The 16,067-nt window shown below is 46.2% G+C and carries 15 protein-coding genes and 1 tRNA gene; 6 read left to right on the top strand and 10 right to left on the bottom strand.

The annotated features are described in order from the left end of the window. Positions 1-17 precede the first annotated feature (17 nt). The 5 genes from FD960_RS02415 to FD960_RS02395 form a co-directional block, all read right to left on the bottom strand. A complete protein-coding gene (locus tag FD960_RS02415) occupies positions 18-1,016 on the bottom strand; it encodes a tripartite tricarboxylate transporter substrate binding protein (RefSeq protein ID WP_215299612.1) in 999 nt (332 codons plus the stop codon). 119 nt (positions 1,017-1,135) lie between these two features. Further along, positions 1,136-2,440, bottom strand: coding sequence for a malonyl-CoA decarboxylase (locus FD960_RS02410; RefSeq protein WP_215299610.1), 1,305 nt, complete (start codon positions 2,438-2,440; stop codon positions 1,136-1,138). A gap of 129 nt (positions 2,441-2,569) precedes the next feature. Then, positions 2,570-3,367 carry a prolipoprotein diacylglyceryl transferase gene (gene lgt / locus FD960_RS02405; protein ID WP_215299609.1) on the bottom strand — a complete coding sequence of 266 codons (798 nt, stop codon included), beginning with the start codon at positions 3,365-3,367 and terminating at the stop codon, positions 2,570-2,572. Between the two features lie 13 nt (positions 3,368-3,380). After that, complete coding sequence (locus FD960_RS02400; RefSeq protein WP_215299607.1) at positions 3,381-3,845, bottom strand: DNA polymerase III subunit chi; 465 nt, start codon at positions 3,843-3,845, stop codon at positions 3,381-3,383. Positions 3,846-3,883: 38 nt separating this feature from the next. Then, positions 3,884-5,479, bottom strand: a complete 1,596-nt coding sequence (locus FD960_RS02395; protein WP_371817449.1) for a leucyl aminopeptidase — start codon at positions 5,477-5,479, stop codon at positions 3,884-3,886. A gap of 125 nt (positions 5,480-5,604) precedes the next feature. On the opposite strand from FD960_RS02395, the gene lptF reads away from it, so the two are divergent. The 3 genes from lptF to FD960_RS02380 all read left to right on the top strand — a co-directional run bounded on the left by lptF (position 5,605) and on the right by FD960_RS02380 (position 8,875). Next, positions 5,605-6,720, top strand: coding sequence for an LPS export ABC transporter permease LptF (lptF, locus tag FD960_RS02390; protein WP_215299603.1), 1,116 nt, complete (start codon positions 5,605-5,607; stop codon positions 6,718-6,720). Continuing rightward, positions 6,717-7,871 (top strand): LPS export ABC transporter permease LptG, encoded by a 1,155-nt coding sequence (gene lptG / locus FD960_RS02385; protein ID WP_215299601.1) that lies wholly within the window; start codon positions 6,717-6,719, stop codon positions 7,869-7,871. The genes lptF and lptG overlap by 4 nt, the downstream gene beginning before the upstream one ends. A gap of 62 nt (positions 7,872-7,933) precedes the next feature. After that, positions 7,934-8,875 (top strand): CysB family HTH-type transcriptional regulator, encoded by a 942-nt coding sequence (locus tag FD960_RS02380; protein WP_215299600.1) that lies wholly within the window; start codon positions 7,934-7,936, stop codon positions 8,873-8,875. Positions 8,876-9,073: 198 nt separating this feature from the next. On the opposite strand, the gene FD960_RS02375 is transcribed toward FD960_RS02380, so the two are convergent. Then, positions 9,074-10,252 (bottom strand): TadE/TadG family type IV pilus assembly protein, encoded by a 1,179-nt coding sequence (locus tag FD960_RS02375; protein WP_215299599.1) that lies wholly within the window; start codon positions 10,250-10,252, stop codon positions 9,074-9,076. Between the two features lie 235 nt (positions 10,253-10,487). Here FD960_RS02375 and FD960_RS02370 point away from each other — a divergent pair, with 235 nt between their 5' ends. Beyond that, complete coding sequence (locus tag FD960_RS02370; RefSeq protein ID WP_215299597.1) at positions 10,488-10,730, top strand: hypothetical protein; 243 nt, start codon at positions 10,488-10,490, stop codon at positions 10,728-10,730. Positions 10,731-10,938: 208 nt separating this feature from the next. Here FD960_RS02370 and FD960_RS02365 read toward each other — a convergent pair whose 3' ends face one another. The 4 genes from FD960_RS02365 to FD960_RS02350 all read right to left on the bottom strand — a co-directional run bounded on the left by FD960_RS02365 (position 10,939) and on the right by FD960_RS02350 (position 13,830). Continuing rightward, positions 10,939-11,916, bottom strand: coding sequence for a plasmid recombination protein (locus tag FD960_RS02365; RefSeq protein ID WP_215299596.1), 978 nt, complete (start codon positions 11,914-11,916; stop codon positions 10,939-10,941). Beyond that, positions 11,916-12,146, bottom strand: a complete 231-nt coding sequence (locus FD960_RS02360) for an AlpA family transcriptional regulator (protein WP_215299594.1) — start codon at positions 12,144-12,146, stop codon at positions 11,916-11,918. Before FD960_RS02360 ends, FD960_RS02365 begins: the two co-directional genes overlap by 1 nt. Positions 12,147-12,339: 193 nt before the next feature. After that, positions 12,340-13,557: an integrase arm-type DNA-binding domain-containing protein gene (locus FD960_RS02355; RefSeq protein ID WP_215299593.1), complete on the bottom strand. Its 1,218-nt coding sequence runs from the start codon at positions 13,555-13,557 to the stop codon at positions 12,340-12,342. Between the two features lie 188 nt (positions 13,558-13,745). Further along, positions 13,746-13,830 (bottom strand) — tRNA-Leu (locus FD960_RS02350). A gap of 153 nt (positions 13,831-13,983) precedes the next feature. Here FD960_RS02350 and FD960_RS02345 point away from each other — a divergent pair. Next, complete coding sequence (locus FD960_RS02345; protein ID WP_215299591.1) at positions 13,984-14,703, top strand: YebC/PmpR family DNA-binding transcriptional regulator; 720 nt, start codon at positions 13,984-13,986, stop codon at positions 14,701-14,703. Positions 14,704-14,752: 49 nt separating this feature from the next. After that, entirely contained in the window at positions 14,753-16,030 is a 1,278-nt protein-coding gene (gene purD, locus FD960_RS02340) for a phosphoribosylamine--glycine ligase (RefSeq protein ID WP_215299589.1), read from the top strand. Positions 16,031-16,067: the final 37 nt, after the last annotated feature.

Below are 16,067 nucleotides of genomic sequence, written 5' to 3'. Positions count from 1 at the left end.
TAAGTTAAATCAAATCGTTAATCGAGCTTAGCGCCAGAAGCTTTAGCAACCGCACCCCAACGCTTAATATCCGCAGCTACAAACTTGCCAAACGCATCGCCTGAGAGCGTAGGTGTATCGGAACCATTGTTGGTCCAAATTGTTTTGAGCTCTGGGGTATTGATTGCTTTTTGCACTTCAACAATCATCTTGTCGACGATAGCTTGCGGAGTGCCTTTAGGAGCAAACAAACCGTACCAAGTAGAAACCTCATAGCCCACTAAGCCAGCTTCAGCCGCAGTTGGAATGTTTGGAAAACCTGGGGCACGCTTCTGTGAGGCAACCGCCAATGCAACGATCGAGCCATTTTTGATTTGAGCTGCTGAAGATCCAAGACCATCAAACTCCACATCTACTTGTCCCGCGATGAGATCTTGCATTGCAGGGCCGGCGCCACGGTAGGGAATATGCGTCAAGAAGGTCTTTGTGAGCATCTTAAATTGTTCGCCAGCCAAATGATGAGATGAGCCATTGCCAGCACTTGCATAGTTGAACTTGCCTGGATTCTTCTTCAGAAGCTCAATAAATTCTTTCAAGTTCTTTACTTGAACATTCTTAGGATTAACAACAATGACCTGAGGTGGGCTAGCAATCATTGCTACAGGCACAAAGCTCTTTTCAATGTCGTAATCTAAATTAGGGTACATAGCGGGTGCGATCGCATGATGCGCCGCGCCTACGAAGAAACTATAACCATCAGGTGCGGCCTTAGCTGCGATAGAGGCGCCTAAGGTACCACCTGCACCGCCGCGGTTATCAATGATGATTTGCTTACCCAACTGCTTGGTCAACTGATTTGCCAAGGGGCGAGCGAAAGCATCTGTACCTCCGCCTGCAGGGAATGGAACGACGAATGTAATAGGTTTAATTGGCCAATCTTGAGCCATGACGGCAAGCGGTGCGGCGCAAATTAAAAAGAGCGCCTTCTTTAAAGTGCTCAATGAAAATGCGGAACGAATGCTGATCTGCTTAAACATTTCTGTCTCCTATATTCACGTCAACTGGTGCGTTGACTTCATTTTTACAGCGTATTTCAAAACCCCTTATTCTAAAGGGGACTTCCATTTCCCAGTGGAAATGAGCCGCCACCCCAAAATTAAGGGGCCATGAGGCGCCCTACCGCTCTTGAATACACGATTTCACCATTTGCAAAGCGCTCATGGTTATCTTCCACGCTACCCAAGTCATATAAATAGTTCACCATCAATCCGGCAGATTGACGCAAGCCTTTACGCGATAAATCACCAGCCCAATTAATCAGGTGCAATTTGGCGCCATTACCCAAATGGAATTTCGCGACAGGATTACCATCGCGCCCGGTCGAAGCCAGGCCCAAATAAATACTGGCAAGGCATAGCAATGCGTCTTTTTCTTTTTCAGAAGCGAGATCCGGGTGCCATCCACCTGATAAACGCTCAGACCAGGATTGACTGTCCAATTTCAGAACCGCTAACGCCGCATCGCGCGCAGTCTTTTGATTTGGCTTCAAGCGCTCAGCGGGAACACCTTCGCCCAAATTGGCACCTGCAGATACCCAATCCATAAAACCAGGAATTGGTGAAAGGGTCACAAAAGTTTTAATACCTGGAAATTCCGCATGCAACTGCTCAGCTACACGTTTAATTAAAAAGTTGCCCATCGAAACACCGCGCAGACCAGGCTCACAGTTACTAATAGAGTAGAAGACCGCAACCTTGTATTGCGATACCTGGTCAACGGTTTCCGCCTTCTTATCCACCAAAGGTGTAATCACCGTTGGAATCTCCGGCAAGAGCGCTACCTCAACGAAGATGAGGGGTTCGCTCGGCAATTGAGGGTGAAAGAAAGCAAAGCAGCGACGGTCAGGCTGAAGGCGACGACGTAAATCATCCCAGCCATCAATAGCATGCACTGCCTCATGTTGAATCAACTTCTCAAGCACCTCAGCAGGAGACTTCCAATCTACTTGATGCATCTTCAAAAAGCCTGGATTAAACCAAGAAGAGAGCAAGTGGCGCATATCAAAATCCACTGCGGCTAACTCTGGCTTCTTATCGAGCAACTGCAGTAAATCGCGACGCATTTGCACTACTGCTGCGGTTCCCTGACTTGCCCGATTTAGGCGGCGGAAAAACTCCTGGCGAGGAGATTCAGATGCCTTTTGCAGTTGAATGTAATTACGGGCACTGGCATCCGCTACGAAATTTTGAGCGGCCTTTAAAACGGCATCAGCCTGAGGATTCAATTTCTCAAACAAAAATGTGAAGAAAGAGACATGCTGATCTTTGGCTAATTTGCGATAGTTATTCACCACGTCATCAGCCATGCTCAAGGCATTTGATTCACCGCGCTCCGATATCAATCGCTTGATTGCGTTATTGGCCTTAGACAAATTGCGAGCTTTGGTTAGCTTTTCAAGCATGGGTTTCTTTCGACAGGGGTGAAAACAGACAGAAATCGAGCGACTTACGCATTCACTATGACTTTCCAGGAAGATTTAAGTCAATTTAATGAAATTGACTACAAAAGACCTATGAAAACCTTATTTTAGCTACTGATAAGAGCCGTTTTTCGTATTTACTCTTACTATAAGGTAAATTCCGAAAATAATCATCGGAACAGAAAGCCACTGCCCCATTGAAAGCCCGAGCCCCAAAAGGCCCAGGAAAGCATCTGGCTCACGGGCAAACTCTGCCAAGAAACGGCAAATACCGTAACCAAACAAGAAGAAGCCAGAAACCTGCCCTACTTTACGAGGCTGACTCGAATAGAGCCAAAGCAGAATACCCAAGCAAACCCCTTCGCCAAAGAACTGATAGATTTGGGATGGGTGACGCGGAACTAAATCAACTAGTGGGAAGACCATCGCCCAAGGTAAATCCGTAGGCCTACCCCATAACTCTCCATTAATAAAGTTACCCAGGCGACCAAACGCTAAACCAAACGGCACAAGTGGTGCAACCAAATCGCTCACGACAAAAAAGGAAACTTTGCGGCGATCAGCAAACCAAAGAAGCGCCAATAAAACTCCCAATAGCCCTCCATGAAAAGACATTCCGCCTTCCCAAATTTTGAAGATGCTCAAAGGGTGCGCCAGGTAATAGGCGGGCATATAAAACAGGGTGTACCCAAGTCGCCCGCCGAGGACCACGCCCAAAACGCCCGCGAATAACAAATCCTCAAGATCTTTATAGGTCCAGCCTAATGCTTGGTAGCGTGGCGCACGAATACGCAAACGCCCCAGTAATAAAAATTGAGCGAAAGCCAAGAGATACATTAAGCCGTACCAATGAATCGCAAAGGAGCCAATACGAATTGCGGCCGGATCAAATTGAGGATGTATCAGCATCAGTGCAGACCAATCAAGATTTAGATTGATCAAAGTTATGCAATTCGTGACCTAAATCCCGATAGGCTTTATAGCGCTCACGCCCCGCCAAACGTTCCGCATCATTCACAGTCACCACTTCCACAATTCGAGGAAAGCGAGCAACCAATGCAGCAACGTCTTTGGGCATCCGCATACCCAAATGAATCATCACATCAGCATGAGGAAGCTGAGTAAGCGCAGGAGATGAAAAATCATCCGTCAGTAAGATTGGGGTATCCGCAGCGCCCTCATCCTCTATAAAACAATGCGGCAAAAAATCGACAGCGCTAAATGTCCACAAGAGTTCATCGAGTTTTTTAAGAACCGCCTTCTCACCTACCATCACAATATTTCTGACAGGTTCACCAACAAGGGTCGCGCTCCAAATCTTGCGCGTCAAACGACAAGCGTATTCCAACTTGTCGCTGACATTGCTATGAAAATCGATACGGGCCATAAGTACTATCTTCCGCTTTATTTGCTTTGATTCTTGACTTACTTTTGCTCAAGCAAATAGTTCACCAAGAGGGGAACCGGACGCCCAGTAGATCCTTTAGCTGCACCACTCTTCCACGCAGTGCCGGCAATATCCAAATGCGCCCATTTATATTTCTCAGTAAAGCGAGAAAGGAAACACGCCGCAGTGACACTGCCTGCAGGGCGACCGCCAATGTTAGCGACATCAGCAAAATTCGATTTGAGCTGCTCGTGATACGCAGCATCTAATGGCAAACGCCACACGGTATCCAAGGAAGCATGGCCCGCTTTAGTAAGCGCATTAACCAAGCCCTCATCCTCAGAAAAAAGTCCGCTGTGAACATGTCCCAAAGCAATGATGCAAGCACCAGTCAGGGTTGCTACATCAATCACAGCCTTTGGTTTAAAGCGCTCCACATAAGTTAAGGCATCGCACAAAATCAAACGACCTTCTGCATCGGTATTGAGAACCTCAATCGTTTGACCTGACATGCTCTTGACGATATCGCCTGGGCGGGTTGCTTGACCCGAAGGCATATTTTCACAAGTAGGGATGACGCCGATGACATTCTTTTTTAATTTCATCAAAGCAGTTGCATACATCGTGCCAATCACAGATGCCGCGCCACACATGTCGTACTTCATCTCATCCATCGCCTCACCAGGCTTTAATGAAATACCGCCCGTATCAAAGGTGATGCCTTTGCCCACCAACACAATTGGCGCTTCGCCAGCCTTACCGCCTTGATGACGCATCACAATAAATTGTGGTGGTGTATCTGAACCTTTGGCAACAGCTAAAAATGAGCCCATACCTAAAGCTTCAATTTGTTTGCGGCCCAATACTTCTACTTTTAGTGCAGTCTTCTTGCTCAAGCCCTGTGCAGCCTTACCCAAATAGGTTGGCGTACAAATGTTAGGCGGCAAATTACCTAAATCTTTGGCGAGATTCATGCCCTCAACCATCGCCACACCTTCTGCAACCGCAGCCTTTAATTCTTTCGCACAGGCATCGTTGCCCGCGAAAATGAGATGGGCGAAGGTATCCGCTTTATCTTTAGCTTTAAATTTCATTGCCGGCTGACGAACGCCAAAACGATAGGCTTGATCGCCCGCGTATTGAATAGTCAGACGTACTTCTTCTGCGATGAAGTCGGCGCGGTGACCCAAAGCAAAGCTTGGGATAAACCACAATGCACTTTGAATCGATCCGCCACTTAATTGCTTTAATGCTGCTCGTGCAATCTTTGAGAAGGAATTCAAGCTACGCGCGCTGGCAACAGCCACATCGCCCAGACAGACCAATAGAACCCGTTTAACCTTAATGCCAGCGCCAGCCCAGGACTTTTCAGCACGCAAAACACAAACCGAAGCTTGCTGGGCCTCCAAATCACCCACGAGATGGGCGTGCGTCACTGAGCCGCCCAATAATCGGTCCAACTCCACTAACAGGCCCGTTTTGGATTTTGCAGAGCCCAGGGCATCTAAATCCGCTTTTGAATAGGCTAAAACTAAGCAATCTGAGCTTTGCGACAACAATGTAACCAGGCTTGCCTTAAGCTGTTTAGGGTTATTGGTGTCGGCTTGCGAGAAAATCTTGGTGCTAAATTGAATGGTCATAATCTCTTGCGGTATTTTTAAGTCAATTCAAAGGGAAAAGGGGATATTTATCCATTATCCTCCGACATGAAGGTCAGCATCTTTAACTGGCCAATAACAGTGACCCCCAATATTTCGTCATGATTTTTCACCAAGCCCTTCGCCGCGAGCTCAGTTTTACGACTGGGGGCGTCTTTTTGGTCTTGGTAACCATCATGATTACCACTCTGGTCATCCGTATTTTGGGCTTTGCTGCCAACGGCGCAGTGAACCCAGAGGATGCCTTGGTGCTGATCGCCTTGGCCACTCTCGGCTATATGGCCGTTTTACTGACTGTCTCCCTCTTTGTGGCCGTCCTTATCGTCTTGGTACGTTGGTACAAGGATTCGGAAATGATTGTTTGGTTTGCCAGTGGACTCAGTGTGGCCAGCCTTATTCGGCCTATTTTGAGCTTTGCCGCCCCACTGATCATCATCATTGCACTGCTTGCTTTATTTGTATGGCCTTGGGCAAATCGCGAGTCTACCTTAATTAGCCAAAGATTCCAGCAACGTAGCGACGTCTCTATGGTCGCTGCCGGGCAATTTCGGGAGTCTGCAAAAGCGGAGCGCGTATTTTTTATTGAAGAGCTCGATGTTGATAAAAGTGAAGTCAAAAACATCTTCTCTGCCGAATCCAAAAATGGGCGATTAAGTGTCGCAGTGGCCTCTACTGGCTTTATCGAAAATGGTGCTGGTGGGGCAAAGGACATCATCCTCAATAACGGTCGTCGCTATGAAGGCTTGCCGACGCAACCAGATTTTCGCATTCTGGAGTTCGACACCTACACAACCACTATCCGCAGCAAAGAAATCTTGGACCCTGCGCCGCGTGATAGGGAAAAGACCGTCACCGAGCTTCTCAATGCCAGCGATCCCTCGTTAATTAACGCCAATCGCGCTGAATTGTTATGGCGCTTTGGTTTGCCCTTAATGGCTTTGGGCTTAGTGCTAATTGCCATCCCGCTCGCCTACGTCAACCCAAGGCTGGGAAATTACACTGCCATGTTCTACGCTGTGTTGACTTATCTAATCTATAGCAATTTATTGAACTTGACGCAAAACTTTGTCGCGCAAGGCAAAGTCAATGTCTTCATGGGAATTTGGCCTATTCATGTACTGGCATTTGGCATAGCCTTCATTCTGATTCGTAATCGTATTAATCCTTCTTTGAAGTGGTGGCGCCGTCAATTGCCCGCCTCTATGGTCAATAGATGAAATATCTTTTCCCATACATCTTCGAGCGCTATCTCGCACGACAGATTTACGCGGCTTTTGGCTTCATTCTGTTTGCGCTGGTTACATTGTTTTTATTCTTTGACATCCTGGGCGAGCTTGGCTCAGTTAAGGGTCAATACACCTTGCCGCTGGCGCTTCTGCACGTTGTCTTAAAGGCACCAAGCCGCATCTCTGAAATCATTCCAATTGCCGGACTCATTGGCAGTATTTATGTTTTCGCCATGCTAGCTAGCCAATCTGAATTCACCATCTTACGAATTGCCGGTCTAGATATTCGCCGTGGACTAACAACGCTCGCGAAAATTTCACTACCCCTGATTGTTCTCACTTTAATCATGAGCGAGTGGCTTGGACCTTATACAGAAAACCTCTCGGATCAAATTCGAATGAAGGCTCTAGGCTCATCCTATGGCTCTCAATTTAAAACTGGGGTTTGGGTCAAGGATCGTCTACGCGACGAAGATGGCAGCGGCCCAATTCGGCCTGGAGTGCGCTATGTGAATGTAGGCAAGATTGAGCAAGATAACGAGATTAAAAATATTCGGATGTATGAGTTTGATGATGCGTATCGACTGCTCTCGATTCGCAGTGCTGTCTCAGGGCGATTTGATCATTCCGGCACCTGGATTTTGGATGACGTGACCGAGACTCGTTTTAAGGAAGCAAAGCAAACGGACCCACTCAACCCCGTCTACTCTGCGCAAACATTTACTCATCCCATCGTCAGTCTTGATTCAGAAGTGACTCCACAAATTCTGAGCGTACTTCTAGTGAGCCCAGAAAAGATGTCCATCTTTAGTCTTGGTCGCTTCATCTCTCACTTGAGGGATAACAAACAAGATGCGCAACGCCACTCCATTGCATTCTGGAAAAAAGTGATTTATCCCTTCACCATTTTTGTGATGCTAGCCCTGGCCCTGCCATTTGCTTACCTCAAGGTGCGCGCAGGAAGCGTCGGCATTAAAGTTTTTGGTGGAATCATGTTGGGGATGAGTTTTCAGCTGTTTAACTCACTCTTCTCAAATGTAGGGCTTTTGGGCTCATGGCCAGCCCTACTGACCGCACTCACGCCGCCACTGATTTATTTTATTTTGGCAATCGTGGGTCTACGCTGGGTATCTAGAGCTTAATACCTCAAAATCATATAGAATTTCATTCCTATATCTTTGTAGATATAAAGAATGGAATCGATATGAACCTGCACCAATTTCGCTTTGTCCGTGAAGCGGTAAGACAAAACTTCAACCTGACCTCAGCCGCTAAAGCGCTCTTTACTTCCCAGCCAGGAGTGTCGAAGGCCATTATTGAGCTCGAAGACGAATTAGGCGTGGAGATCTTCCGTCGTCATGGCAAACGCATCCGCTCACTCACTGAGCCGGGTAAACGGATTTTGGTTTCCATTGAACGCATCCTGGATGAAGTAGAAACATTGAAGCGCGTTGGCAAAGATTTCGCTAGTCAAGACCAAGGCAGCTTTGTCATTGCTACAACACATACCCAGGCTCGTTATGCACTGCCTAAAGTGCTCACCGAATTTACAAAGCGCTTCCCGAAAGTACGCGTCAGCATCCAGCAAGGCAGCCCCGGACAAATTGCTGAACTATTAATTCATGATCGGGCCGACATTGCGATTGCTACTGAAGGCATTGCCAATACCCCTGGTGTTCTTGCTCTTCCAGGCTACCAATGGCAACACGTCATCATGGTGCCACTCAGCCACCCCCTGCTTAACCAAGCCAATATCACCTTAGAAGAAATCGCCAAGTACCCGCTCATCACCTACGACAAAGCCTTTGCGGGCCGTAGCAAGATCGATGCCGCATTTGCACAGCGCAATTTAAGCCCCGATATTATTTTGGAAGCCATTGATGCTGACGTGATTAAAACCTATGTGGAAACGGGCATGGGTGTAGGAATTGTTGCTGGTTTAGCCTATGACGCTGATCGAGATCGCAATCTGCGAGTGATCCCAGTTGGCCATTTATTTGGCAACAACGTTACCCATCTTGGCGTGAAGCAAGGCGCCTACCTTCGTTCATTCGTTTACACGTTCATAGAGCTGTTCTCGCCAACCTTGACGCGCAAAATCGTTGAACAGGCTATGAATAGCGAATCAGAAACCTACGAAATTTGAAGATTTAGACATCTCATGGCATAAATTACAACCAATTTGAGATGGTGCTCGGGGCGGACTCACATTAACATGATAACTCATTGATTTATATGTAAATTTTTTATATCGAATAAATATTTACCCACTTTTATGCCCACAAATTCAATCGAATTGCAAAAAATATCTCTTTGCAATTTCAGTCGCAGGTCATCAATACCCCTACTTAACCAAAATAGTATTACCGGAACCGATATTCAAGTTTTGACAAGGGTCAGGAGAAGCGGAAGCATTTAAATTTCCCCTCAAGTCAAGAGAGTTAGCATACAAAGCCCCGCTGATGGCAAATGATGCTGATGTCCCCTTAATTAAAAAATTAGTATTGGGTAGTTGCGTTCTACCAGTCAATGAAATGTTTGTATTGGAACCAGCCCCGCCAAGAGTGTAGGTTGTACCCGTCAGACTTATAGGTTGGTATATCAGCATTCCCCCGCCCGCCGTGCCGCAGGTTGACGCACCATTACTGCTATTGAGGTTGACTGTCCCACTCAAATCAAAATTTTTGTCGACCCCAACAATAATTGTTACCCCCGTGCCAGCCAAAGTAATGCCGTTATTTGTAAATCCATTATTGAAGTAGTAAATACCACTCATATTGACCTGAGTTCCGCAACCAGTAAGATTTATTGACGAGTTGTATGTGCCTGATGGCAATGAACATCCTGATGCGTAAGTCATGACCGATGGAGGTGTGGGAGGCGTATACGCTGGCGGGGTAGGCAATGACAATCCAGTTGATTGTGGCGGAGGCTGGCAATTTGAGCAGTTGACCGACGCATTGTTGTAAACCGTAGTTGTTGAGCCAGCTGTGGCTAGCTTAATAAGCGAACCTCCAACAGCACGAAGAGCGCCGCCAATAGCAACGGAACCTGAAGATACTCCCAATATGGTTCCACCGTTTAAATCAACGGTACTTCTAATAACCACGGCATCAGAAAGAAGCTTTTTGCCAGCAATAGCTGTTTTACTTAAGTTAAGTGTATTGATGCCAAAAAGAGGTAAAAAGAAAGTATTCCAATTTGTCGAAGCGGTTGCCTGAACACAATTCTGTTGAGTTGATGGATTTGGGCAGGCTACTCCCTTGGTTGTAGCAATCGTAAAGCCATAAGCATTTGTTAATGGGTATTGGTCACCACCACTTTGGCAGTTTGCATAATCTCTCGCACAAGCCAAAGCCTCCGCATCAGCCACATTCTGCAATTGGGCTTGGCGCATATAAGCAAATCCAAAATCAATCGCAAAAGCCGCGAATCCGAGCAGCACGACCAACATAATGGCAAAGAACGGAAGGACGGCGCCGCTCTCACCATCCAATTCAAGTCTTGATTGTTTTTGGCGCATAGTTCACCGGCAAATGTTAGTCGAATAATTTCAGCTTAATTGGGCTAGTACCCGCTTTCAATATACACCCAAGACCCCCCAAAACTAGCAGGAAAATGCTATGTTTTGTAATAAATATAGCCAACTTCACTCAAACCAATGCATGTTTTCATTCATTGGAATTCGGCGTATATTTAGCGGATAAGCCACAGATGTTTCAAGCAAATCCCCCAATAAAAATTAGGTCACACTAAAAATGAATCTCAAATTAAGCTTTTGGATTAAATTGATTGGAATTGGTATTGCTTTTTGGGTAATCGTGGTTGGCACACTGACATATCAGAGTGTCAGCAAGGTTGCTGATGGTGCAGGTCAGACCATATTCGATGCGTGCATGCGTGAACATGAACAATCAAGCAATCAAGCTGCGTGCGATAGCGAACGAGATTTGGCTAGAAAATCAGTCATGTCGGGTATTTGGAGATTTAGCCTGAACTAGCAACATGAATCAACCCAGCAACCGTAAAAAGTCCCTTACTGCTAAATTGGTCATTAGATACATTTTTAGTACAACCCCTTAAGGGGCAATAATAGAACGGAATTACTGCATCTTTGAGCGCCCCAGTCGCACCACCTCGGGAAGTACCTTGGTACTTTTCATTGCCACGAGGTCTTTACCAAGAAGTAGAGCCATGCCACGGATCTTTTCATAGCGCAAATTTACCCCCATCAGAATCCCAAAACTCCGATGGAATGGCGTCATCTCTCTCACGAATTAATTCGGTCTGATTGGTACTGTTTGACGCACTAATTTCCGGATCAGATTTAGTGAACCCTACAGAGCATAGGGTTTGATGTTTACTTTTGCCCTCGGATGACTCAAACCCTATAGGCTTCTCGCTCTTCATCTTCTTAATAAAAATAGATGTCGATGATTTAATTTTTCTCATTGAGTCGAGTTTGATGGGGATATTCAAAAGCTCTAACAACTTGACCGGGGCTTGAATGGCAATTGCCTCCATCAATGCCGCAAAGATGGATGCATTCTTCAGCTTTGTGGGGTCGTCTTTAATCACGGTCAGCACTTGAACTGCCATCTCTTGTCTTTTTGCTTTGGAATACTCCTTGCTCCTAGCAGGTCTTTGTAAGCCGAAGCCATGAGCAACATTGGCATAAAAGTCTGATTGCATTCTTTCTAAACTTTGGCGATTCCCAATCAAATCACTACCTACTAAGCGATTCCCAACCAAAGGCAACATCAAAACATGGCAATGCGGTGCTTGCTCATCGTGGTGAATGACTGAACTAAGAATCGGCACCTGAAAATAAGCCTCAGCCCATGATGTTGCCTTTGCAAAAAACCCGTTCACATCAATCTCAACATTTGGAGATAGGCTAAAAACGATTTCAATGGCTCGTACGGCATCTTTTCTTAATTTTGATACCCCGGCATCAAGCATCAACTGATTCGCCCTCTGAGTCACTTTTTGAGCCGTTCTCTCGCCTCTTAGGATGATATTTGCTTCACTTCTATGCGGATCAATGTGACTATACGCGCCCAACTCGGCTTGAATTTCCCTCAAATTATGGCGAGATGCAACTTCAATTTTCCTGGCACCCTTTAATTTAGCTGTGCGCAGGAATGGCGTGGAGTTGCCCGAAATGTAGCTGGATGCACCATTCATCATTTCGCCACCTCATAACTAGCTGGATCATTTAGAAATTCATGCAATTCCGCATTGCGCCACATGGTGCATCGAATCCCAAGTTTTACTGGTTGTGGCGCTTGTCCATCACGAACCATCTGACGGAACTTCTCGCGGCTAATTGGCACGAATGATTTGATCTGACTCCAGCGACTCATGCCATCGTGTGGCAAGGTCCCTGGTTTCGGTGATGTTACTTTGCTAACCATGGTTAACCTCTTTTATAGGTTGTTGAACATGGTTATTGATTATTTACATATTTTCCTTTTTTACAAATTAATAAATGTCAAACAAAGGACAGCATTCTCTTGAGTACTCCATCATTCTTAACCGTTGTCATTTGTTGTCAATCGCTGGCAAACTAAAAATATTTTTATTCTGTGGTTTTTATGCAATATAAATTTACGATTTTGTATTTGCAACATACGCTTTTATTGCATCTAAGTAATCCGCCCATTCTTGCATCATCCTTGCTCGAGCGGGTAGATAGGTTGCAAAGTTATATGCAGCACTCACACTATTTCTTTCGGAGTGAGCCAACTGAAGCTCAATATGCTCATGGGGATAGCCCAGCTCATGCAAGATGGTGGATGCGACACCCCGGAAGCCATGCCCTGTCATGCGCCCTCTATAGCCCATCCGATAAAGCGCAAAAAGAATAGTGTTGTTACTCATGCTTTTTAATGGCTTTTCTGATGGGAAAATTAACTCCCTACCCCCTGAAATTTCTCTCAATCGATTGAATACAGATATAGCCTGAGGAGTTAAGTGAACTATGTGAGGATCCCTCATCTTCATTCGCTTAGCGGGAATGCGCCATTCCTTATTCTTCAAATCAATTTCATCCCACTTTGCCTGAATTAATTCGCTCGTTCGTAAAAAGGTGAGGGTCATTAATTGCATGGCTAATTTTGTCAATTCATCGCCGCCAAACTCTGAGTCATATGCATCAATATTGCGAAGCAATTTAGGCAAATCTTTAGTATCAATTCTCTTTCGATGAACCACAGGCTTGCTTTTTACTACATCAGAAATTCTTACATCTGCAGCTGGGTTGCGCTCACAAATGCCATGAGCTACAGCGAAGCGAAAAATCTGCCCACAAGTTGAAAAGGATCTTTTAGCAATTTCTAGCGGATTATTCTCGCCGGACTCAATCTTCTTAACCATCGCCACTAACATTGGTGCAGTAATTGAGGTGATGGGCTTAGATCCAATCTCCTTAAAAACATTCGCCCTTAGCCTGCTTAATACTCGCTTTACATGACTGGGCTCTTTTCCTACCGCCCAAGTTTCATGCCACTTCAATGCAACCGCTTCAAAGCTATTTCCAATTGCAACCTTGTCTTTTCGCTTCTTTTCGCGCCTAGCATCTGACGGGTCAACCCCACCTCCCAATGCATCACGCAATTCAGCACATTTAATTCGAGCATTGGCTAGCGATACTTGCGGGTATCGCCCCAATGAGAGTGTCTTTTGAATACCGCCAAATCGATAGCGAAAACGCCAAAGTTTTGATCCGTTTGGATAGCAATACAAATTAAGTCCATACCCATCCGAATATTTCTTGAGTTTTTCTTCAGGCTTGTAGCCTTTGATCTCGGCGGCACTCAGCTTCATGGCATAGCCTTCTGATAAGAAATTGTGGGTACATTTAGCTTGGGCTAATTTTTTACCCACATTTTTACCCACTTTAGTTGAATGCTACCCTCATTTACCAGCGTTGCCAATGAATAACAAAAAACCCCTGAGAGGCTTATTTCATCAGGGGTTATGTGGTCAACGCTGGGCGTTGTATGCGGTATATTTGGTGCCTCGGGGCGGACTCGAACCGCCACGCCTTGCGGCACCGGATTTTGAGTCCGGCACGTCTACCAATTCCATCACCGAGGCAGGTGTTTGCAGTGGAAATTCTGCTTAATTTGATGCTTTGTTACTGCTTAGAGGTGAGAGTGTAACAAAAAATGACTCACTGCCTTCTACCTTTGGTATGGAACCCCTTAAAATGAGGTCTTCACGCCAAATTACTCAAAAGGACTTACCCGTATGGCCGGCCATTCGAAATGGGCCAATATTCAGCACCGCAAAGGTCGTCAAGACGAAAAACGCGGGAAGATTTGGACCAAACTTATTAAAGAAATCACCGTTGCAGCCAAATTAGGTGGTGGCGACATTGCCACTAACCCACGTTTGCGCCTGGCCATCGATAAAGCCAAAGACGCCAATATGCCTAACGACAACGTTCAGAGGGCGATACAACGTGGAACTGGATCTCTAGAAGGCGTGAACTATGAAGAGATTCGTTACGAGGGCTATGGCATGAATGGTGCCGCCATCATTGTGGATTGCTTAACCGATAACCGCACCCGCACCGTCGCTGAAGTACGTCATGCATTCGCCAAGAATGGTGGAAATATGGGGGCAGAAGGTTCAGTGGCATTCATGTTCAAGCATTGTGGTCAGATGTTATTTGCGCCTGGCACCAATGAGGATCAACTGATGGAAGTAGCTTTAGATGCTGGCGCAGAGGATGTCATCACGCATGATGATGGCTCACTAGAAGTGCTTACCCCAGTGCCAGACTTTCCCAAAGTCCAAGACGCCTTGGAAAAAGCGGGGTTGAAAGCGGAACTAGCGACAGTTACTATGCGCCCAGAAAATGAGACCGCACTTGAAGGCGATCAGGCTGAAAGCATGCAGAAGTTATTAGATGCTTTGGAAAACTTAGATGACGTTCAAGAAGTATTTACCAACGCATCTCTGTAAGTACTATCGATCTCATCAAAACTATTTATCAACATACCTTTAGCTTCTTATGAAAATTCTTTTAGTCGGATCCGGTGGTCGCGAACATGCACTTGCCTGGAAGTTGGCTCAGTCCCCTCAAGTTCAAACTGTCTACGTTGCTCCCGGCAATGGCGGCACAGCTACAGCCAAGCAAACCGCAGCTGGCATTCAGAATATGCCGATCTCGGATTTACAAGAATTAGCGGACTTTGCGAAACGCGAAAAGATTCACCTCACTGTAGTTGGACCAGAAGCGCCTTTGGCAGCCGGTATTGTTGATATCTTCCGCGCCAATGGTTTACGTATTTTTGGGCCAACTCAACTGGCCGCCCAACTGGAGTCTTCAAAAGATTTCTCTAAAGCATTTATGAAGCGTCACGGCATCCCCACTGCGGATTACCAAACTTTCTCAAGCGCTTTGGAAGCCCATGCTTATATTGATGCAAAAGGTGCGCCAATTGTGATCAAGGCTGATGGACTTGCTGCCGGAAAAGGTGTGGTGGTAGCAATGAGCCTCGAGGAAGCACATGCAGCAGTAGATATGATGCTGGCTGACAACAAACTGGGTAATGCTGGCGCACGCGTAGTCATTGAAGAGTTTCTCACTGGCGAAGAAGCTAGCTTTATCGTTCTCGTCGACGGCAAAAATGTATTGGCCTTAGCAACCAGCCAAGATCACAAGCGCTTGCTCGACGCTGATCAAGGACCCAATACTGGCGGTATGGGCGCTTACTCACCTGCTCCAGTAGTAACGCCAGAAATCCACGCCCGCGCATTGCGCGAAGTCATTCTGCCCACCGTCAAAGGTATGGAGGCTGATGGTATTCCTTACACAGGGTTTCTCTATGCCGGCTTGATGATTTCTCCAGATGGCAAGATCAAGACCCTTGAATTTAATTGCCGCATGGGCGATCCAGAAACGCAACCAATCATGGCACGTTTGCGCAGCGATCTAGTCAAGGCACTTGATCATGCTGTAGATGGCACCTTAAATGAAGTTGAGTTGGAATGGGATCGTCGCACTGCTTTAGGCGTCGTGCTTGCTGCACACAACTACCCAGACACTCCTCGCAACGGCGATGTCATTACCGGCATTCCTGCCGATACTGAAGATCAATTAACGTTTCATGCGGGCACCAAGTTGCAAGATGGTAAGTTGGTGACTTCTGGTGGACGCGTGATGTGTGTTGTTGGCTTGGCAGATACCGTTCGTGGCGCACAGCAAAAAGCCTATGAAACTATCTCCAAGATTCAATTTGATGGCATGCAATATCGCAAAGACATTGGCTATCGTGCAGTGAAGTAAATCCAATTCATACAAAGAACATTAAGAACCCCTGCCC

This window comes from Polynucleobacter sp. AP-Nino-20-G2 (assembly GCF_018688235.1).
In the GTDB taxonomy this organism is placed as follows: domain Bacteria; phylum Pseudomonadota; class Gammaproteobacteria; order Burkholderiales; family Burkholderiaceae; genus Polynucleobacter.
This window is presented reverse-complemented; position numbering and strand designations above follow the sequence as displayed.

Excerpts from the sequence above, each read along its gene's own strand:
- FD960_RS02415 (WP_215299612.1), bottom strand. The coding sequence starts at position 1,016 with ATGTTTAAGCAGATCAGCATTCGTTCCGCATTTTCATTGAGCACTTTA.
- FD960_RS02410 (WP_215299610.1), bottom strand. The coding sequence starts at position 2,440 with ATGCTTGAAAAGCTAACCAAAGCTCGCAATTTGTCTAAGGCCAATAAC.
- lgt (WP_215299609.1), bottom strand. The coding sequence starts at position 3,367 with ATGCTGATACATCCTCAATTTGATCCGGCCGCAATTCGTATTGGCTCC.
- FD960_RS02400 (WP_215299607.1), bottom strand. The coding sequence starts at position 3,845 with ATGGCCCGTATCGATTTTCATAGCAATGTCAGCGACAAGTTGGAATAC.
- lptF (WP_215299603.1), top strand. The coding sequence starts at position 5,605 with ATGATTTTTCACCAAGCCCTTCGCCGCGAGCTCAGTTTTACGACTGGG.
- lptG (WP_215299601.1), top strand. The coding sequence starts at position 6,717 with ATGAAATATCTTTTCCCATACATCTTCGAGCGCTATCTCGCACGACAG.
- FD960_RS02380 (WP_215299600.1), top strand. The coding sequence starts at position 7,934 with ATGAACCTGCACCAATTTCGCTTTGTCCGTGAAGCGGTAAGACAAAAC.
- FD960_RS02375 (WP_215299599.1), bottom strand. The coding sequence starts at position 10,252 with ATGCGCCAAAAACAATCAAGACTTGAATTGGATGGTGAGAGCGGCGCC.
- FD960_RS02370 (WP_215299597.1), top strand. The coding sequence starts at position 10,488 with ATGAATCTCAAATTAAGCTTTTGGATTAAATTGATTGGAATTGGTATT.
- FD960_RS02365 (WP_215299596.1), bottom strand. The coding sequence starts at position 11,916 with ATGAATGGTGCATCCAGCTACATTTCGGGCAACTCCACGCCATTCCTG.
- FD960_RS02360 (WP_215299594.1), bottom strand. The coding sequence starts at position 12,146 with ATGGTTAGCAAAGTAACATCACCGAAACCAGGGACCTTGCCACACGAT.
- FD960_RS02355 (WP_215299593.1), bottom strand. The coding sequence starts at position 13,557 with ATGAAGCTGAGTGCCGCCGAGATCAAAGGCTACAAGCCTGAAGAAAAA.
- FD960_RS02345 (WP_215299591.1), top strand. The coding sequence starts at position 13,984 with ATGGCCGGCCATTCGAAATGGGCCAATATTCAGCACCGCAAAGGTCGT.
- purD (WP_215299589.1), top strand. The coding sequence starts at position 14,753 with ATGAAAATTCTTTTAGTCGGATCCGGTGGTCGCGAACATGCACTTGCC.